The 18,035-nt window shown below is 71.7% G+C and carries 18 protein-coding genes; 8 read left to right on the forward strand and 10 right to left on the reverse strand.

All coding sequences use genetic code 11. The annotated features are described in order from the left end of the window. Positions 1-37: 37 nt before the first annotated feature. A complete protein-coding gene (locus CP970_RS20100) occupies positions 38-379 on the reverse strand; it encodes a YbaB/EbfC family nucleoid-associated protein (protein WP_079043603.1) in 342 nt (113 codons plus the stop codon). Positions 380-684: 305 nt separating this feature from the next. Between CP970_RS20100 and CP970_RS20105 the strand changes: the two genes are divergently transcribed. Beyond that, positions 685-1,506: an SLATT domain-containing protein gene (locus CP970_RS20105; protein WP_055548752.1), complete on the forward strand. Its 822-nt coding sequence runs from the start codon at positions 685-687 to the stop codon at positions 1,504-1,506. A 188-nt stretch (positions 1,507-1,694) separates the two neighbouring features. On the opposite strand, the gene CP970_RS20110 is transcribed toward CP970_RS20105, so the two are convergent. The 5 genes from CP970_RS20110 to CP970_RS20130 form a co-directional block, all read right to left on the reverse strand. Beyond that, positions 1,695-2,345, reverse strand: coding sequence for a hypothetical protein (locus tag CP970_RS20110; protein ID WP_150493641.1), 651 nt, complete (start codon positions 2,343-2,345; stop codon positions 1,695-1,697). Between the two features lie 91 nt (positions 2,346-2,436). Continuing rightward, the gene (locus CP970_RS20115; protein WP_055544353.1) at positions 2,437-4,842 is read right to left on the reverse strand and encodes a dolichyl-phosphate beta-glucosyltransferase; all 2,406 of its coding nucleotides are present in this window, start codon (positions 4,840-4,842) and stop codon (positions 2,437-2,439) included. Then, positions 4,839-5,537 carry a GntR family transcriptional regulator gene (locus CP970_RS20120; protein ID WP_055544352.1) on the reverse strand — a complete coding sequence of 233 codons (699 nt, stop codon included), beginning with the start codon at positions 5,535-5,537 and terminating at the stop codon, positions 4,839-4,841. The genes CP970_RS20115 and CP970_RS20120 overlap by 4 nt, the downstream gene beginning before the upstream one ends. Before the next feature lie 93 nt (positions 5,538-5,630). Continuing rightward, complete coding sequence (locus CP970_RS20125) at positions 5,631-6,986, reverse strand: aspartate aminotransferase family protein (RefSeq protein WP_055544351.1); 1,356 nt, start codon at positions 6,984-6,986, stop codon at positions 5,631-5,633. A 185-nt stretch (positions 6,987-7,171) separates the two neighbouring features. Continuing rightward, the gene (locus CP970_RS20130) at positions 7,172-7,678 is read right to left on the reverse strand and encodes a hypothetical protein (protein ID WP_055544350.1); all 507 of its coding nucleotides are present in this window, start codon (positions 7,676-7,678) and stop codon (positions 7,172-7,174) included. A gap of 82 nt (positions 7,679-7,760) precedes the next feature. Between CP970_RS20130 and CP970_RS20135 the strand changes: the two genes are divergently transcribed. Then, the gene (locus CP970_RS20135; RefSeq protein ID WP_055544349.1) at positions 7,761-8,474 is read left to right on the forward strand and encodes a response regulator transcription factor; all 714 of its coding nucleotides are present in this window, start codon (positions 7,761-7,763) and stop codon (positions 8,472-8,474) included. Then, positions 8,474-9,781 carry a sensor histidine kinase gene (locus CP970_RS20140; protein ID WP_055544348.1) on the forward strand — a complete coding sequence of 436 codons (1,308 nt, stop codon included), beginning with the start codon at positions 8,474-8,476 and terminating at the stop codon, positions 9,779-9,781. Before CP970_RS20135 ends, CP970_RS20140 begins: the two co-directional genes overlap by 1 nt. Before the next feature lie 9 nt (positions 9,782-9,790). Here CP970_RS20140 and CP970_RS20145 read toward each other — a convergent pair whose 3' ends face one another. From CP970_RS20145 to CP970_RS45550, 3 genes are all read right to left on the reverse strand, one after another. Further along, a complete protein-coding gene (locus tag CP970_RS20145; protein WP_055544347.1) occupies positions 9,791-10,585 on the reverse strand; it encodes a VTC domain-containing protein in 795 nt (264 codons plus the stop codon). Further along, the gene (locus tag CP970_RS20150; RefSeq protein WP_055544346.1) at positions 10,582-11,229 is read right to left on the reverse strand and encodes a DUF4956 domain-containing protein; all 648 of its coding nucleotides are present in this window, start codon (positions 11,227-11,229) and stop codon (positions 10,582-10,584) included. Before CP970_RS20150 ends, CP970_RS20145 begins: the two co-directional genes overlap by 4 nt. A gap of 91 nt (positions 11,230-11,320) precedes the next feature. Continuing rightward, complete coding sequence (locus tag CP970_RS45550; RefSeq protein ID WP_263406798.1) at positions 11,321-11,443, reverse strand: hypothetical protein; 123 nt, start codon at positions 11,441-11,443, stop codon at positions 11,321-11,323. A gap of 11 nt (positions 11,444-11,454) precedes the next feature. On the opposite strand from CP970_RS45550, the gene CP970_RS20155 reads away from it, so the two are divergent. The 5 genes from CP970_RS20155 (at position 11,455) to CP970_RS20175 (ending at position 16,641) form a co-directional block, all read left to right on the forward strand. Then, positions 11,455-12,051 carry a DJ-1/PfpI family protein gene (locus tag CP970_RS20155; RefSeq protein WP_055544345.1) on the forward strand — a complete coding sequence of 199 codons (597 nt, stop codon included), beginning with the start codon at positions 11,455-11,457 and terminating at the stop codon, positions 12,049-12,051. Between the two features lie 14 nt (positions 12,052-12,065). After that, a complete protein-coding gene (locus tag CP970_RS20160) occupies positions 12,066-12,536 on the forward strand; it encodes a MarR family winged helix-turn-helix transcriptional regulator (RefSeq protein WP_055544344.1) in 471 nt (156 codons plus the stop codon). 65 nt (positions 12,537-12,601) lie between these two features. Beyond that, positions 12,602-13,030, forward strand: a complete 429-nt coding sequence (locus CP970_RS20165) for a hypothetical protein (RefSeq protein ID WP_063806005.1) — start codon at positions 12,602-12,604, stop codon at positions 13,028-13,030. A gap of 125 nt (positions 13,031-13,155) precedes the next feature. Continuing rightward, positions 13,156-15,003, forward strand: a complete 1,848-nt coding sequence (locus tag CP970_RS20170) for a serine/threonine-protein kinase (protein ID WP_150493643.1) — start codon at positions 13,156-13,158, stop codon at positions 15,001-15,003. Between the two features lie 75 nt (positions 15,004-15,078). Next, the gene (locus CP970_RS20175; RefSeq protein ID WP_055554360.1) at positions 15,079-16,641 is read left to right on the forward strand and encodes a substrate-binding domain-containing protein; all 1,563 of its coding nucleotides are present in this window, start codon (positions 15,079-15,081) and stop codon (positions 16,639-16,641) included. 77 nt (positions 16,642-16,718) lie between these two features. Here the strand turns inward: CP970_RS20175 and CP970_RS20180 are convergent, their stop codons facing one another. Continuing rightward, positions 16,719-18,002 (reverse strand): adenylosuccinate synthase, encoded by a 1,284-nt coding sequence (locus tag CP970_RS20180; RefSeq protein WP_055554362.1) that lies wholly within the window; start codon positions 18,000-18,002, stop codon positions 16,719-16,721. Between the last annotated feature and the right edge of the window lie 33 nt (positions 18,003-18,035).

Raw genomic sequence — 18,035 nt, forward strand, 5'->3', positions numbered from 1 at the left:
CCGGGGGGTTCTTAGAAGGTCGGACAGGGTCAGAAGGTCAGAACGGCAGGCCCGGGATGCCGCCGCCGCCCAGACCCTGCGCGAGCGGGCCGAGCTTCTGCTGCTGGAGCGCCTGCGCGTTCTCGTTGGCCGCCTGGACCGCGGCCACCACCAGGTCGGCCAGCGTCTCGGTGTCCTCCGGGTCGACCGCCTTCGGGTCGATCACCAGGCCGCGCAGCTCGCCGGAGCCGTTGACCGTCGCCTTGACGAGGCCACCGCCCGCCTGTCCTTCGACCTCGGTGCGCGCCAGCTCCTCCTGCGCGCTCGCGAGGTCCTGCTGCATCTTCTGGGCCTGCTGGAGCAGCTGCTGCATATTGGGCTGGCCACCACCGGGGATCACGATCAGCTCCTGGTTTCGCATGGTCGACGCGGGGTTCGAAGCGCGGGTTTTCCGCCTGGAACGAGCCTACGTGGTCGGAGGTCCCCTCGCTCCAGCACTCTTTCGAGTGAGATCGAGCGTCCTCCTATACCTGATCAAGCAGCTCTTCCGGGCGGAAAAGCCGCGAAAGCGAGCTCATGGCCACCCATTGGGCGGTAGGAAGGGGTGCTGCGCACCAACAGCACCAGTCGTCACGCGGAGGCCACGCGGAGGGGCTCGCGCAGGATCCCGCAAAGAGCTGTCGAAGACGTAAGAGGGAGTGCCGGGTGAGCCAGCCGGAGATGCAGCCCGATGGGGTGCCCCAAGAGGGGCAGGGTGCGGGCGCGCAGCGGGAAGCCGGGGAAGCGGCGGGCGCCCCGGGCGCCGCGGACGCGCGGGGCGCGCGGGGCGCGCGGGGCGCCGGGGAACCGCGGCTCGGTGACCTCACCGGGCGGGCCTTCCCCCTCGGCGACTGGGGCGAGCCCGCCGAGCGCCTCGACGAGCTGTACCGCTGGGTGGAGCGCGGCGCCCTGAACACCGCCGAGTGGTATCTCGCCGACCGCGGCTTGAAGCGGCGCGGGGCCCGGGTGCTGCGGGCCGGGGCGGCGCTGGGTGCCGTCGGGGCGGGCGTGCTTCCGCTCCTCGACCTCGTGGGGGCCGTGGGCTCCGTCGCGACCTGGGGTTTCGTCTCGCTGCTCGCCGGGGTGGCGTGCGTGGGGTGCGACCGGTTCTTCGGCCTGACGTCCGGCTGGATGCGGAACGTGGCCACCGCGCAGGCCGTGCAGCGGCGGCTCCAGGTGCTCCAGTTCGACTGGGCGTCCGAGAGCGTACGAGAGGTGCTCGGCCCCACGGAGGGCACGGCCGGGGAGGCGGCCGAGCGGTGCCTCGGGGTGCTGCGGAAGTTCTCCGAGGACGTGACGGAGCTGGTGCGGTCGGAGACGACGGACTGGATGGTGGAGTTCCGGGCGGGGCCTGTACCGCTGGTGATGCAGGCGATGGTGCCGGGGGCCTCCCGGGGGGAGGTGCCCTCTCAGCCCGGGCGGTTCGCCCTGCCGCCGCCGGGGGCCCGGCCCAATATGCCTCGGCAGCGGCCGCCTGAGCCTCGCTGAAGCGGTTCCGTGCGGTCGGCGCCGTTGCCGGTGTCATCACCGGCTTCGCCGAGTTCGTCCTCAAGCGCCGGACGGGCTGAATATCTCCCGCCGAGCCCGTCCGGCGGCCACCGGACGGGCTGAAATTTCTCCCACCGACTGGAGTTCCGCCCCGCTCGCGACGGGGCGGAACTCCCAGCTGAAATTCCTCAGCTGTAGATGATCATCGAGCCCTGCGCCAGGCTCCTCGTCGTCGCCGCGTGCAGGCCGAGCCAGACGTGGCGTTCCCTGGCGAAGGGGCTCTCGTCCGGTGGGGCGGGGGCCGCCGGTTCCTCCAGGGACGTGGGGCCCGCGGGCGGGGTCGGTGCCAGGGGTGGGTTCGCGGGGTCTATGCCGATCGAGGGGGCCACGAACTCCAGCTCGCGCAGGAGCGCCTGGGCGGAGCCCAGCGGGCCGCCGCCCGCGAGGAGTTCGTCGTTGGACAGCGGCGCGGGGAAGTCCACGGGGACGTACGCGCCCGCGTGGTCGTAGTGCCAGACCAGGTGCGACTGCTGGGCCGTGGCGTCGAACATCTCCAGGAGCTGTTCGTAGTCGCCGCCCAGTTCGTCGACCGGGGTGACCTCGAGGTTGCAGATCCGCAGCAGGTAGGCGCGGCGCAGGAAATGCAGCGCGTCGTAGTCGAAGCCCGCCACCGGGGCGACGTCGCCGGACAGGCCCGGCATGTAGGAGAAGACGGGGACCGACGGGAGTCCGGCCTCGTGCAGCGCCTTGTCGTAGGCGGCGATCTCTTCCGCGAAGGGGTTGTCGGGGCTGTGGCACAACACATCGACGAGCGGGACCAGCCACAGGTCGCAGGCCAAGAAGGACTCCTCGGGTCGGCTCGGTAGACGTCGGACGTCGTGCGTCGTGCGTTGCCTCGCGTGCAGGCAGCGTAGTCGGGCGGCGGTCCTGTCAGGGACCGTTGTGCAGGTCCCAGATCCATACTCCGCCTACCCACTTTCCGGGGCGGCCAAGGAGCGCGTCCACGGTCGCGCGCAGTTCCGTGTCGTGCTGCTGCGGCGCGAGGACCAGGAGGCCCGCCTTCCAGAACTCCAGGTCCTTGCGGGCGGCGGCCCGCCAGGCGGGCGTGACCTTCGGTACGCGGCCGAGCTCGCGGACGTCGTGCAGGAGGTTGGAGGTGTTGCGCGGCACGGGTCCGTAGATGCCGATGCGGTCCGGGCCCCAGGGTCCGTTGAAGTAGCCGCCGGGGAGGCGGAAGCCCAGGTCGGCGGTGGTCTGCCAGTGCAGGGCCTCGGCGCTCGCTGGCTCCGGCACGGGCACCGGGACGAGGGTCTCGTCGGGGCCGAGGTACGTCCGCCAGGTGCCGTCCGCGATGAACGGCGGCACCTCGATCCGGTCCACGGCCTTCAGCGGCGTGGGCACGATCGGCAGGAGCGCGAGGGCGACGGCCGCGAGCCCCAGGTGGCGCCCCCGCCCCCGGGAGGCGAGCAGCCGCGCGAGCGCCAGCGCGAGGAGCATGCCGAGCGCCGGGGCGCACACCATCGCCACCCGCGATTCGATGACCGATTCGAAGAGCGGCCGCCCCGCGAGGGCCTTCCAGGGCCCCGGCAGGACGATGTCCGTCAGCGGGATGCGGATCTTCTGCCCGAGGGAGAGCAGCGCGGCGCCGCACACCGTGAACGCGAGCGCCTTGACGACGGCGCGGTCCCAGAGGCGTACGACGATCGCGAAGGAGAGCGCCACCAGGGGCCAGCCGAAGAACGCGTTCTCCTCGGTGGGGTTCATGGCGAGGCCCTGGACGCTCTCCGCGCTGCCCGCCAGGGAGCGCTCGGCGAAGGAGATCAGGGCGAGCGGGCTGTTGCCCGCGTTGTCGCCGTGCAGCACGCTCTTGTAGCTCTGCGCGCCGAAGAACTGCCACCACAGCGGGTACGCCACGAGCGGCACGGTCACCGCGAGGGCGACCCCGATGCCCTTGGCCAGCGGCCGCCACGCCGCGCGCGCCAGGTCGGGGCGGGCCACCGCGTAGCCGACGGCGAAGAGCAGCATGCCGAGGGCGGCGAGCAGCAGCGGCTCCTCGCCGAGGAAGATCTGGTACGTCACGAAGAGGCCGAGCAGCACCCCGTCGTGGACGACGCGGGTGCCCTCGCAGAGCCGCAGCGCCCTGTCGATGATCAGCGGGATCATGAACAGGACGATGAAGTTGGGGTGGGCGTTCGCGTGGCTGACCATCGGGGGCGCGAAGGCGGCGAGGGCCGCGCCGACGGCGGCCGCGCCCCGGTGTCGTACGAGCCGCCGCAGGATCAGCCAGTACCAGGCGACGGCGGTGGCGGCGAGCCCCCCGGTCATGGCCACGTTCAGGGCGACCGCGGGGCCGAACAGCCAGGTCACGGGGGCCAGCGGGACGGAGAGGCCGAGCATGACCGTGTTGGCCATGAGGTTCACGCCGTCGGGGAAGTTCTGCAGGGTGGTGAAGAGCGGATCGTGCAGGTGGCGGACGTTGTCGGCCGTCACCGCGAAGAACCACTCCCACTGGTTCTGGTCCTGCATGGAGTCGGGGATGTAGCGCCCGCCGGGGTCCACCCAGCGGCCCGAGTAGAGCACGAACGCGAGGGCCAGGAAGAAGGCCGCGACGACGACGTCCGCACGCCGGACGGCACGCGCCTTGAGGAGGGTCAGTTCGGCCAGGACGCGGACGTAGTCCAGGGGGCGGACCTTGGAGCCCTCCTGGTGGGACCAGCGCACCGGGACCTCGGCGACCGACCAGCCGGCGCGCCGGAAGTACTGCAGTATCTCGACGTCGATGCCCCAGCCCCGCAGCCGGGACTCGGCGAACGCCTCACGGGCCAGGTCGCCGTCGAAGAGCTTGAACCCGCACTGGGTGTCGCGCACTCCGGGGACGGCGACCGTGCGTATGAGGAAGTTGCCGGTACGCCCCAGGAGCTCGCGCAGCCGGTGCTGGTGGGTGCCGATGTCCGCGCCAGGCCTCGCCCGGGAGCCGATCGCGGCCGCGTGCCCCTCGCCGAGCGCCTTGGCGAGGTCGTCGAGCTCCTCGATGGGGGCGGCGAGGTCGGCGTCCGTGATCAGGACGAGGCGGCCGTAGGAGGCGAGGACGCCGAGGCGCAGGGCGTGGCCCTTGCCGCGGTTGCGGTCGCCGCTGACGAGGTGGACGCGAGGGTCCTCGGCGGCCGTCTCCGCCGCGATCTGAGCGGTGCGGTCGGTGGAGCCGTCGTCCACGACGATCAGCTCCCACTCGCCGTGGTCCGAGGACTCCAGGTGCTCCCGGATCGCGGCAAGGGTGGGGCCCAGGCGCCGCTCCTCGTTGTAGGCGGGGACGACGACGGTGAGATCGACGTTCATTCAGCGGCCAGCCGCTCGATGAGCCCCAGGGAGTGCGCGTTGTACTCCCTCACGATGTCGTGGGCGCCGCGCGGATCGCGGTGCGCCAGCGCGTCGACCAGCTCGGTGTGCCGGGACCAGAGTCTGCCGCGCAGGTCACCGCCGTTGCGGTCGCTCTCGCGGCGGAGGTGGGTGACAGCGCAGACCCAGGACTTCACCCGGAGCCTGTGCAGGAAGTCCGAGAGGTAGGGGTTGCCGAAGAGGGCGCTGAGCTCGCGCCAGAAGCGCAGGTCGTAGCCGATCAGTACGTTGAGGTCGCCCGCGCAGGCCGCGCGGGCCGCTTCCTCGCCCCTGCGGCGTACGGAGATGAGGGCCTCGCCCGCGTCCGGGCGGGCGTCGCCGTTCGCCATGAGCTCCCGGAAGATGCCGTCCGCGACGAGGCCGCGGGCCTCCAGCATGCCGCGGTAGTCGTCGAGGGTGTGCTCGTGGACGCGGAAGCCGCGGTGCTGGTCGGCGTCCAGGAGGCCCTGCGCGGTGAGGTTGACCAGGGCCTCGCGGACCGGGGTCGCGGAGACGCCGTACTGCTCGGCGATCTCCTTGACCGTGAACTCCTGGCCCGGCTCGAGTCTGCCCGCGAGCACTTCGTCGCGGAGCGCGTCGGCGATCTGCTGGCGCAGAGTGCTGCGGATGACGGCGGGGCCGTCGGTGCCGGGCATCTGGGTTCCCCCACGGAGTCTGACGTGGTCGGTCGTCTTGCTTACGAGCACGTCAGACTACGTGGTCCGGGTTCCCCGGGGCCGGGGCCTCCTTTACGCCGTGTGCTCGTCCGCGACCGACAGCGCCGCGTCCAGGGCCGCCAGGCCCTCCTTCGCCTCCGTCTCCGTGATGTTGCACGGGGGCACGACGTGGGTGCGGTTCATGTTGATGAAGGGCCACAGGCCGTGCTTCTTGGCGGCGGCGCCGAAGGCGGCCATGGGGGCGTTGGCCTCGCCGGTGGCGTTGTAGGGGACCAGGGGCTCGCGGGTTTCCCGGTTCTTCACCAGCTCAAGAGCCCAGAACATGCCGACGCCGCGCACCTCGCCGACCGACGGGTGGCGCTCGGCGAGGGCGCGCAGGCCCGGCTCGATGACCTGGGCGCCGAGGTTCGCCGCGTGGTCGACGACGCCCTCGTCCGCCATGACGTTGAGCGTGGCGACGGCCGCGGCGCAGGCCAGCGGGTGGCCGGAGTAGGTGAGCCCGCCCGGGTAGGGGCGCTTGGCGAAGGTCTCCGCGATCTCGCCGGAGATGGCGACGCCGCCCAGCGGTACGTACCCGGAGTTCACGCCCTTCGCGAAGGTCATCAGGTCCGGCGTGACGTCGAAGAGGTCGGCGGCGAACCACTCGCCGGTGCGGCCGAAACCGGCCATGACCTCGTCGAGGACGAAGACGATGCCGTACTTGTCGCACAGCGCGCGCACGCCCGCGAGGTAGCCGGGCGGCGGGATCATGATGCCCGCGGTGCCGGGCACGGTCTCCAGGATGATCGCCGCGACGGTCTGGGCGCCCTCGAAGACGATGGTGTCCTCCAGGTGCTGGAGCGCGCGCTCGCACTCCTGCCGCTCCGTCTCCGCGTAGAACCGGGAGCGGTAGAGGTACGGCGCCCAGAAGTGGACGACGCCCGCGGTGCCGGTGTCGGAGGCCCAGCGGCGCGGGTCACCGGTGAGGTTGATGGCCTGCTGGGTACCGCCGTGGTACGAGCGGTAGGCGGCGAGCACCTTGGGCCGGCCCGTGTGCAGACGGGCCATGCGCGTGGCGTGCTCGACGGCGTCGGCGCCGCCGTTCGTGAAGAAGATCTTGTCCAGGTCGCCGGGGGTCCGCTCGGCGATGAGGCGTGCGGCCTCGGAGCGGGCCTCGACGGCGAAGGCGGGCGCGAACGTCGTCATCGTCGCCGCCTGCTCCTGGATCGCGGCGACGACCTTCGGGTGCTGGTACCCGATGTTGGTGTAGACGAGGCCGCTGGTGAAGTCGAGGTAGCGGTTGCCTTCGTAGTCCCAGAAGTACGAGCCTTCGGCACCGGCGACGGCGAGCGGGTCGATGAGCTCCTGCGCGGACCAGGAGTGGAACACGTGCGCGCGGTCCGCGGCCTTCACGGCGGCGCCGACCTGCGGATTCGGCTGAGGGGTCATGGGCCCGAGGGTAAGTGTCCGGGGAGTGGACACGACATGGGCGTCTTGTCTGACGTGCGGGACGTAACCCGACAATGTGTCGTGCGACTGGCTGGAACGGTGGGGTAGGCGCGGGGTCCACGGGGCTGGTGTTTTGCGCAGTTCCCCGCGCCCCTTACGGGGCCCGCCCCTTACGGGGCCCTCTCTCAGTCGTCGTCCGTGTCCGGGATCACCTTGGCTTGGGGGCCCTGCTGGGTGCAGTGGATTTCGTAGTGGAGGTCCGGCTGTTCGTCGTCGTCGGCCGGCTCGGCCTCCAGGCGGGCCACTGCCGCTGGGCCGCGCTCCACGTCGTCGTCTATGTGGAAGCCGTCGGCCGGGCTCCAGGAGATCAGGCGTACGGTTCCGTCCTGGCGGCACTCCACCGTCGCGGAGCCGCCGGTGAATCGGACGGTGGACCGCTCGGCGGCGGGCGGGGTAGGCGGGGAACTGGGCTTGGCGGATCCCGTCGCCGTACTCGGAGAGCCCGGGTCCGCCGGGGCGTTCGACGCGCGGGCCAGTGCCCTGCGGACCGCCGCCTCGTCCAGCGGACGACTGTGCGCGGCGTCACCGCCGTCCGCGTCCGCACCGGCCAACTGCCAGGCGCCGAGCGCCCCCGCCGCCGTGCCCACGGCCACCCACGCGGCGGTGACGACGGCGCTTCGCCACTTCCTCATCCCGCCACTGTGCCGCATCGTTTCCTAACGCCCGGTTAAGCCCCCGGAAAACTCCGGTTCCGCCCCTGACTACGGTGGTTGTATGGCACATCTTCTCGTTGTCGAGGACGATCCCCAGCTCCGCGGCGCCCTGGTACGGGCCCTGCGCGACAAGGGCCACGCGGTGGCGACCGCGCCGAGCGGCATGGCGGGCCTGGACGCGGCGGTGACGGACAGGCCCGACCTGGTCGTACTCGACCTCGGCCTGCCGGACGTCGACGGCGCCCAGGTCCTGCGCATGCTGCGCGCGATCAGCGACGTCCCGGTCATCGTGGCGACGGCCCGCGACGACGAGCCGGAGATGGTCACGGTCCTTGAGGCGGGCGCGGACGACTACATCATCAAGCCCTTCGGCGCCGCCCAACTGGACGCCCGCGTCAAGGCGGTGCTCCGTCGCCTCGGCATGACGGAGACGGAGGACCCCCTGCTCGTCGGAGACCTCCGGATCGACCCGGCGTCCCGCGAGGTGGCCCTGTCGGACGCGACGATCGACCTCACGCCGCGCGAGTTCGACCTCCTCGCCTACCTGGCCCGCCGGGCCGGCCAGGTGGTCTCCCGCCGCGAACTCCTCGCCGAGGTCTGGCAACAGCCCCTGGGCGGCGCGGACAAGACGGTCGACGTCCACCTCTCCTGGCTGCGCCGCAAACTGGGCGAGACGGCCCAGTCCCCCCGCTACCTCCACACGGTCCGCACGGTGGGCGTGAAGCTCGCGGCACCGGACACCCCGCACGCACCAGACGCCCCGGACACCCCCTGATGCGCCGCAGCCTCCTCCTCCTGACGGCGGCGACCACCGCCCTGGTCCTCACCGCCCTCCTGGTCCCCCTGACCCTCCTCACCCGCACCCACGCCGCCGACCGGGCGACCGCGGAGGCGACGGCGCGGGCCCAGTGGGTGGCCCACGCCATCGGTCCCGCCCTGGCCACCTCCAGCGAGAGGGAGACCGCCGAGCAGACCGTGGAGAGCGTCAACGGCACGCACCTGCCCGCCACTTCACTGATCCTGGCGAACGACACGACCATCGGCCAGGAGGAGCACCACACCACTCCTGTCACCGACGCCGTCCGCCTCGCCCGCACCGGCCGCGCCTTCACCTACGAACCGAAGACCGGCGGCCGCCAGATCCTGGTCCCCGTGCAGGGCGCCAAGGACGGCACGGCGGTGGTCCAAGTGACGGTCACCGAGCAGCAGTTGTACGCGGGCACCCTCGCTCCCTGGCTGGCCATGGCGGGCATCGGCGTGGGCCTCGTACTCCTCGGCCTGCTCCTGGCCGACCGGCTCGGTGCCCGTCTGGTGGGCGCGACCCGCCGCCTCGCCCGCACCGCCGACCGCCTGGCGGCGGGCGATCTGACGGCCAGGGCCACCCCCGAGGGCCCGCCCGAACTCCGCCTGGTGGCGGGCGAACTGAACCGCCTGGCCGCCCGCATCGACGAACTCCTCACCGCCGAACGCGAGAACGCCGCCGACCTCGCCCACCGCCTGCGCACCCCGGTGGCCGCCCTGCGCCTGGACGCGGAGACGCTCCGCGACGCGGACGAGGCGGACCGCATCGCCGCGGACGTCACGGCGCTGGAACGGAGCGTGGACGACGTCATCCGCAAGGCGAGACGCCCGCTGCGCGAGACACCGCGCGCGGACCTGGCGGCGGTGGCGCGCGAACGGGCGGCGTTCTGGCTCCCGTTGGCAGAGGACCAGAACCGTACGACCGCGACGAGGACGCCTCCCGAGGCCGCCCCGGTCCTGGTCCCCGTGCCGGAGGACGAACTGGCGGCGGCCCTGGACGCGCTCATCGGCAACGTCCTCGACCACACCCCGCAGGGCACGCCGTTCACCGTCGTGGTCCGCAGGACGGCGGACGACAGGGCGGAGCTGACCGTCGCCGACGAGGGCCCGGGCTTCCCCGACGGAACGGCCCCCGACCGCGGCACGAGCGGCGCGGGCTCCACGGGCCTCGGCCTGGACATCGCACGCCGCACGGCCGAGGAGGCGGACGGCGGCTTCGAGACGACGAGCACCCCGCAGGGCGCCCGCGTCACGCTGACGTTCCCCCTCGCTCAGCCGTGAGGTTCCGGCTCACGCCGCCCGGGGAAAGGCGGTCCGGACGGCCCGGGCCCACTTGTTGATGCCCAACTCGGGCCGTACGGCGGCGTACCCGCCGCAGTACTTGGTGAAGTCCGCCGCACGCACCCCGTACCGGTGGAGGACGCGGTCGGCTTCGGTGAGGTGCCCCTTGGTCTTGGTCTCCACGAGGACGAGACCCGTGTCGGCCGCGGCGGACCGCCCGGAGACCGTGTCGCGCACGACGAGCCCCGCGTCACAGGTGACGCGCTGCCCGTCGGCGACGAACGTGGCGCGCTGGTAGTCGGTGACCAGCGAGGTGGTGAGCCCGTCGGGCGCCTCCACTCCGTACGACCCGCGCAGCACACCGGCGAGGAAGCCGCGCCTGGCCTCGTCCAGGACGTGGTCGTCGCCTTCGAGGCGCTGGCGGTGCTTGACGGTCTCGCCGCGCCCGCTCTTCAGCTTGATCTCGAACTGCCGCTCACCGCTGTCCTGGTAGACGCGCTCACGGATGCGGTAGCGCAGCCGCCGCCCCTGCCGGTGGTCGTGGAAGGTCACGAGATCAGGGGTGTCGTAGTACGTGGAGTGATAGCGGAACCACCTCTTTCCGCCGACGCTGAGGGACCGGAAGGGGCCTCCGGCGCGGCGTGGATCGGTGAGGAGCGCCGCGAGATCCTCGAAGATCTCGACGGGCACGAGGTAGCTGTTGTCGTACCGGGCGAGCAGCTCCGCCCTGGCGTTGACCTCGTCAAGCGCGATGGGGTGCGCGGCGAGGGCGGCGCGGCCGATGGCGCGTACGGCGGGGTTCACACGGTCTCCTTCGGGTGACGGGGGGCGATCGTGTTGGACCGGGTCGTGCGTCGTCGTACCGTCAACTCCCGAGACCGTACGGAAGGTTCCGGTTGACGGAAACGGACTTCCAGCACCATGAGATCGCGTACGTAGTCGACTTCCTGGACGGTCCATCCCAGGGGCGTTCCGAGGCGCCGCTCCAGCTCGGCGCGGAGCGGGCCCTCCTCTCGGTGGACGGCGTCAAGGGTGACGATCGCGCGCCGGTCGCGCGCGAACAGCTTCGGGTGGTCGGCGCCGTACATCACGGCGAGCAGCACGGCGGCGAGCAGCGCCGCCACGGGCAGGCTCAGGGCGGGCAGTCCGCAGAGCAGCCCGAGGACCAGGGTGATGAAGTAGTAGGCGACTTCCTGGTGCTGGAGCGCGTCGGAGCGCAGGCGCACGATCGAGAGCACGCCGAAGAGCCCGAAGCCGAGGGCGAGCCCACCGTCCCCGCCGACCGTGCCGAGCCCCGCGACGACCGCGAACAGGGCGACGTTCAGGGCGAGGTACGCCGGAACGAGCTCGCGCCTGCGGTGTCGTGGATAGAAGACGCCGAAGGTCAGCAGCGTGACGGCGGCCAGGTCGAGGCCCAGGTGGGCGCTGAGGGTCAGTGTGCTGTCCATGCCGAGGACGCTAGGGACGGCCGGGTTAAGGCCGCCCCCTGAGGACGTTAACGATGCTCATTGACAGCATGCTGCCAGTTTGACAGCATGCTTACATACACACCTCGAAGCACACCTCGAAGCACACCTCGAAGCACACCTCGAAGCACACCTCGAAGCACACCTCGAAGCACAGCTCGAAGCGCAGCTCGAAGCACACCCCGAAGCCCTGCACCGGAGGTACTCATGTCCCGCAAGCCCGTGCACCTGGCCGTCTACGACACGCTCGCCGACTGGGAGACAGGACACACCACCGCGTGGCTCGCCCGCTTCGGCTACGAGATCCGCACCGTCGCGCTCTCCACCGCCCCCGTCACCAGCATCGGCGGCCTCCGCGTCCAACCCGACATGGCGCTCGCGGAGCTGCGCCCCGAGGACAGTTCGCTGCTGGTCCTGCCGGGCGCCGACCTGTGGGACACCGGCGACGGCCTCGCCCCCTTCGCCCGCACGGCCCGCGCGTTCCTCGCCGCGGGGGTGCCGGTCGGCGCGATCTGCGGGGCCACCGCGGGCCTCGCCCGCGAGGGCCTGCTCGACGACCGGGCGCACACCAGCGCGGTGTCGATGTACCTGGCGGCCACCGGCTACAAGGGCGCCGAGCGCTACGTCGACGCGGACGCGGTCACCGACGGCGACCTGGTCACGGCGGGCCCGACCGAGCCGGTCGCGTTCGCGCGAGAGATCTTCGGGCGGCTCGGCGACGTCCTCGACGACGAGAAGCTGGACGCCTGGTACCGCCTGTTCCACGATTCGGACCCGGCGGCGTACGAGACGCTCAACTCCTAGGCGGTAAGGGACAGATGACCGACGAAGAAGTCCGTGCCCAGCAGGACCTGCTCAGCCGCACGGCCCTGACCGTCTTCCGGCTGAACGGCCAGTTCCTCGGCGCGTCCGAGGAACTGGCGCGCCCCGCCGGGCTCACCGCCGCCTGGTGGCAGGTGCTCGGCGCCGTACTGCGCGAGCCCCTGCCGGTCGCCGGGATCGCCCGCGCGATGGGCATCACGCGGCAGAGCGTGCAGCGCGTGGCGGACCTCCTCGTGCGCGACGGCCTCGCCGAGTACACGGCCAACCCCGCGCACCGCCGCGCCAAACTGCTGCGGCCGACCGACGAGGGCCGGGCCGCCGTCGCGCGGATCGGCCCGGGCCACGCGGAGCTCGCGGGACGGCTCGCCGGGCTGCTCGGCGAGGACGAATTCGCCGAGACCGTACGGGTGTTGGAGCGGCTTTCCACCGTCCTCGACGACATCCGGTGGCCGGAAACAGCCGGATAAGGGGGCGATATCGCCCGCGGCTAGCGTTCCGACGTCCTGTACCGCCGGTAACGAAAGGCCTTCTCATGAGACGACTCCTGAACGCGGCTCTTCTCACAGCACTCGTCGGCAGCACGACAGCGGTCATGGCGCCCGCGGCACTCGCGTCCCCCGGCCCGGCCGCGAACACGGTGCCCGGCTGCGTCACCAAGAGCGACACGATCGAGGGGGCGACCGGCGAGATCAAGGTCTGCGTCGAGAACGGCGTGGCCCGCGTCTCGGGGACCCTGACCGACACCCTGCCCGGCCCCGGCTTCGGAGAGCCCGACGGAGCGTGCGCGGTCTGGTGGATCAAGTGGGACACCACCGAAGGACCGAAGAACGACTCGGTCCTCGCCTGCGGTCACTTCTCGGACCCGGTGCTGAACTTCGACTTCGACCCCGCCGCCGGCTCCGGCGGCGTGAAGGGCATCACCGGGGTGAAGGAAGTCTCCCTCGACATCGGCTTCATGTAGGACCCCTCGCGTAAGACCCTTCGTGTAAGACCCTTCGTGTAGGACCGGACATCTGCCTGGACCGCGTGATCGGCCAGTACACTCCTCACTCTGTTGCACACCAACGGGGGAAGGCCGGTGCGGCGATGGAGAGGCTCGGACCAGGAGATCCACCACGGATCGGCGCGTACCGGCTGCTGGCGCGGCTCGGCGCCGGCGGCATGGGTCAGGTCTATCTCGCACGGTCCGGGCGCGGCCGGACCGTGGCGGTGAAACTGGTCCGCCAGGAACTCGCCGAGCAGGAGGAGTTCAGGAACCGCTTCCGGCAGGAGGTCGCGGCGGCGCGGCAGGTCGGCGGCGTCTGGACCGCGCCGGTGCTCGACGCGGACACCGAGGCGGCGACCCCGTGGGTGGCCACGGGATACGTCGCGGGGCCCTCGCTGCAGAGCGTCGTCTCGCACGAACACGGACCGCTGCCCGAGCGGTCGGTGAACATCCTCGCGGCCGGTCTCGCCAACGCGCTCAAGGACATTCACGCCGCGGGCCTGGTCCACCGCGACCTGAAGCCGTCGAACGTCCTGGTCACCATCGACGGCCCGCGCGTCATCGACTTCGGCATCGCGCGCGCCCTGGAGACGATCACCGACGGCGGCCTCACCCGCACCGGGGCGCTGATCGGCTCGCCCGGTTTCATGGCGCCGGAACAGGTGCGCGGGGACCGGATCACCCCGGCGTGCGACGTGTTCTGCCTGGGCTCCGTCCTCGCGTACGCGGCGTCCGGCATGCTGCCGTTCGGCACCGCCAACAGCGGGGTGCACGCACTGATGTTCCGCATCGCGCAGGAGGAGCCCGACCTGGAGGGCATCCCCGAGAGCCTCGCCGAGCTGATCGGCGCGTGCCTGCACAAGGACCCCGCGGCCCGCCCCCCGCTGGACGACATCCTGGAACGCACGGGCGCGCAGGACACCCTCAGCGAGGGAGGCAGCACCCTCGAACCGTGGCTGCCCGGCTCCCTGGTGGCCCAACTGGGGCGGCACGCCGTGCAGTTGCTGGACGCGGAGGACCCGGACGACGAGACGGACGCGGGAACGAACGCGGGCAGGGACGCGGGCACGGACGACACTCCGCCCCCACGCCCGGCCTCCGCTCCCACACCCACGCCTGCTCCCGCTCCCACGGGCGGCGGCGACGCCACGCCCCCGCCCCCCGGCAGACCGGGCACCGCACCCCTCAACCACCTCCCCACCATGGTCTCGGGCCAGCCCCCTGCCCTCACACCCCCGCCGTCGGCCCCGGCCCCGGCGTACGGCTACCCGCAACAGCCCCAGCAGCCCCAACACCCCCACCAGCCCTCGGGCTTCGGCCCCACCCCGCCCTACGGCCCCGGCGGCGGCTACCTCCCCCCGCCCGAGCCCCCGCGCCGCAGCACCCGCTCGACCGTCGCGCTCATCGTCGTGGCGGTGATAGTGGCCATAGGAGCGGGCGGCACCGTCTACGCGGTGATGAACGACGAAGGCACCGACAACAAGGGGAGCACGGACGCCAAGAACTCCGCGAGCAGCGCCCCGACGACCCCTGGGCCCACCGCGTCGAGCACGGCGCCGTCCGAGCGGGCATCGGCGACGTCCAGCGCCGAAGAGGGCACCGTGCCGGAGAAGTACCTGGGCACGTGGCGCGGCGGACTGAAGAGCGACGCGGGGAGCAGCACCCGTGAACTCGCCCTCCAGCAGGGCGAGGTGGGCGACACGGTCCTCTCCGTGACGGCGGACGGACCGGCCAAGGGCGGCGGCACCTACCACTGCGTCTTCCAGGGGAAGCTGGAGTCCGCCTCGGACGACCGGCTGCACATCGGCCCCACCGAGGTCACCGTCGGCGAGCCCATGACGTCCTGCACACCGGGCCAGCCGAGCGTCGTGACGATCCTCGGCAACGGCAAGCTGCGGCGCGCGAACACGGACGGCAGCGGCGAGTTGACGTACGACCGCTCCAACTGAACCGGCGGCGAACAACGGCCGACGGAACGGCGATACCGGCACCGGGGCCCGCCACGCCCCCTACTGTCACCGGCCATGGACTGGCTGAGCACCGAAAACGTCATCGCCGTGCTCACGGCGGTCCTCGGCCTGCTCGCCACCGTCGGCGCCCTCTGGTACGAACGCCGGGTGCCGCGCCGCAAGCGCGTCGGCTACCGCGTGCAGATGGACACGGCCATAGGGGACAACGTGCCGAGCGGCGGCGCCAACACGCGCCTCGGGCTCTTCGACGAGACCCCCGAGATGTCGGACGCCACGCTCGTCCTGCTGCGCGTCGAGAACGACGGCTCTCAGGAGATCACCGACGCCGACTACACCGGCCGCGCGCTGCACGGCCTCACCGCCGTCTTCACCGGCCGCACGGTCCGCGGCGTCGCGGTCACCGCGCAGGCCGGTGCGGACCATCTGATGGAGCACTTCACGCCGGGCGCGGGCCTGCGCTACGAGGGCAGCACGCTGCGCATCCCGCGCGTCCCGCTCAACCGGGGCCAGCACTACAAGCTCCTCGTGCTGCTCACCGGCGGGCCTGTCGGCGGCGAGATCACCATGTCGGGCGGCATCCAGGCGGGCGAGGTGCGGCCGAACCGTTCGACGACCCCGGACGACAAGCCGCCGGTCCTGTCCCGGCCCGCCAGGATCCTGACGGTGCTGCTCACCCTGTCCGTCGTCACGCTGGCCTCGATCATCGTGCTGCGGAACGACGATCCGCCGCCGATCGAGTGCGCGACGGGCAAGCTGACGGTGCTCGGCTCGACGGCGTTCGCGCCGGTCGCCCAGGAGCTGGCGGAGAAGTACGAGGACGACTGCCCGGGCTCGGACATCACGGTCAGCGCGCACGGCAGTACGTCGGGGGTGCGCGAACTGGACGACGAGGGAAGGAAGTTCGCGGGGCCCGACACCGGTCAGGCGAAGCGGAAGGGCGCCCCGCCCCTCCTCAGCTTCTCCGACGGGCCCAAGTCGGACGGCCTCCCGCGCCTGGCCGAGACGCGCGTCGCGGTCTCCCTCTTCGCGCTCGTACTCAACGACCGTGTACCGCTGCGCAATCTGACGCTGGCGCAGGTGCGGCGGATCTACCGCGGCGACGTACACAACTGGAAGGAACTCGGCGGGCCCGATCTGCCGGTGGTCCTGGTCAGTCGCGGCTCCAGCTCGGGAACCCGCGACACGCTCCAACGCCGCGTCCTGGCCGGGGCGTTCGAGATCAAGGCGTCGTCGAACGACTGCCTGAGCAAGGACGACCCCTCCGTCCCCGTGACCCGCTGCGAACTGGACTCCACCGACCAGGTCCTGGACGCCGTCGAGCGCATCCCCGGCGCCCTCGGCTACAGCGAGCTGCGCGCCGCCGCCGACCTGAAGGGCCTGCACCGCCTCGACCTCGAAGGACACGAGCCCTCCGTCGAGCAACTCACCAGGACCGGCTACCCCTACCGCGAGATCGAGTACGCCTACACGTACGGCCTGCCACCCGCCGACTCGCTGGCCTCCAGCTTCCTCGCCTACGCCCGCGGCAACGGCCTCGACGTCATCCGCACCCACGGCCATCTGCCCTGCGCGACCCCGGAGGGCCTGCGCGTCTGCGGCGCGGACACGGGCGGCTGACCGGCCGGGATGGCCGAAGGGGCGTCCCGGCGGTGCCGGAACGCCCCTTCAGGGTGCGGCCTGAGCCGCGGGACGCGCTAGATGAACGAGTTGATCTCGATCGTCTCCGTGCGGCCGGGGCCCACGCCGATCGCGGAGATCGGGGCGCCGGACATCTCCTCCAGGGCCTTCACGTAGTCCTGCGCGTTCTTCGGCAGGTCGGCGAAGGTCTGGGCCTTGGTGATGTCCTCGGACCAGCCGGGCAGCGTCTCGTAGATCGGCTTCGCGTGGTGGAAGTCGGTCTGGTTGTAGGGCAGCTCCTCGACGCGCTTGCCGTCGATCTCGTACGCGACGCAGACCGGGATGCGCTCCCAGCCCGTGAGCACGTCGAGCTTGGTGAGGAAGAAGTCCGTCAGGCCGTTGACGCGCGTTGCGTAGCGGGCGATCGGGGCGTCGAACCAGCCGCAGCGACGGTCCCGGCCCGTGGTGACACCGCGCTCGCCGCCGATGGTGCGCAGCGCCTCGCCGTCCGCGTCGAAGAGCTCCGTCGGGAACGGGCCCGCGCCGACGCGGGTCGTGTACGCCTTCAGGATGCCGATGACCCGGCTGATCTTCGTCGGGCCCACGCCCGTACCCGTGCAGGCGCCGCCCGCGGTCGGGTTCGAGGAGGTGACGAAGGGGTACGTGCCGTGGTCCACGTCCAGGAGCGTGCCCTGGCCGCCCTCGAACAGGACGACCTTGTCCTCGTCGAGCGCGTTGTTCAGGATCAGCGTGGTGTCGGCGACGTACTGCTTGATGTTCTCGCCGTGCTCCAGGAGCTGCTCGACGATCTGCTCCGCCTCGATGGCTCGGCGGTTGAACACCTTCGTCAGGAGCTGGTTCTTCTGCTCCAGGGCCGCTTCGACCTTCTGCTGCAGGATCGACTCGTCATAGAGGTCCTGCACGCGGATGCCGGTGCGGTTGATCTTGTCGGCGTACGTCGGGCCGATGCCACGGCCCGTCGTGCCGATCTTGCGCTTGCCGAGGAAGCGCTCCGTCACCTTGTCCACGGTCACGTTGTACGGCGTGATGATGTGCGCGTTGCCGCTGATCAGCAGCTTCGACGTGTCGACGCCGCGCTCGTTCAGACCGCTCAGCTCGGAGAGCAGGACCGACGGGTCGACGACGACTCCATTGCCGATGACAGGCACACAGTCCGGGGAGAGGATCCCGGAAGGGAGGAGATGCAGCGCGTACTTCTGGTCGCCTACGACGACCGTGTGGCCGGCGTTGTTGCCGCCCTGGTAGCGCACTACATAGTCCACGGAGCCACCGAGCAGGTCAGTGGCCTTTCCCTTGCCTTCGTCACCCCACTGAGCACCGAGCAGCACAAGTGCGGGCACAGGCGTACACCCCTTCCGGGCGGGGCATGTCCA

The sequence above is a fragment of the Streptomyces kanamyceticus genome (assembly GCF_008704495.1).
GTDB lineage: Bacteria > Actinomycetota > Actinomycetes > Streptomycetales > Streptomycetaceae > Streptomyces > Streptomyces kanamyceticus.

What these genes read in the sequence shown, in the direction of transcription:
- CP970_RS20150 (WP_055544346.1), bottom strand. Translation starts at nt 11,229, where the DNA reads ATGGACAGCACACTGACCCTCAGCGCCCACCTGGGCCTCGACCTGGCC.
- CP970_RS20120 (WP_055544352.1), bottom strand. Translation starts at nt 5,537, where the DNA reads ATGCCCGGCACCGACGGCCCCGCCGTCATCCGCAGCACTCTGCGCCAG.
- CP970_RS20155 (WP_055544345.1), top strand. Translation starts at nt 11,455, where the DNA reads ATGTCCCGCAAGCCCGTGCACCTGGCCGTCTACGACACGCTCGCCGAC.
- CP970_RS20170 (WP_150493643.1), top strand. Translation starts at nt 13,156, where the DNA reads ATGGAGAGGCTCGGACCAGGAGATCCACCACGGATCGGCGCGTACCGG.
- CP970_RS20125 (WP_055544351.1), bottom strand. Translation starts at nt 6,986, where the DNA reads ATGACCCCTCAGCCGAATCCGCAGGTCGGCGCCGCCGTGAAGGCCGCG.
- CP970_RS20115 (WP_055544353.1), bottom strand. Translation starts at nt 4,842, where the DNA reads ATGAACGTCGATCTCACCGTCGTCGTCCCCGCCTACAACGAGGAGCGG.
- CP970_RS20140 (WP_055544348.1), top strand. Translation starts at nt 8,474, where the DNA reads ATGCGCCGCAGCCTCCTCCTCCTGACGGCGGCGACCACCGCCCTGGTC.
- CP970_RS20130 (WP_055544350.1), bottom strand. Translation starts at nt 7,678, where the DNA reads ATGAGGAAGTGGCGAAGCGCCGTCGTCACCGCCGCGTGGGTGGCCGTG.
- CP970_RS20160 (WP_055544344.1), top strand. Translation starts at nt 12,066, where the DNA reads ATGACCGACGAAGAAGTCCGTGCCCAGCAGGACCTGCTCAGCCGCACG.
- CP970_RS20175 (WP_055554360.1), top strand. Translation starts at nt 15,079, where the DNA reads ATGGACTGGCTGAGCACCGAAAACGTCATCGCCGTGCTCACGGCGGTC.
- CP970_RS20135 (WP_055544349.1), top strand. Translation starts at nt 7,761, where the DNA reads ATGGCACATCTTCTCGTTGTCGAGGACGATCCCCAGCTCCGCGGCGCC.
- CP970_RS20165 (WP_063806005.1), top strand. Translation starts at nt 12,602, where the DNA reads ATGAGACGACTCCTGAACGCGGCTCTTCTCACAGCACTCGTCGGCAGC.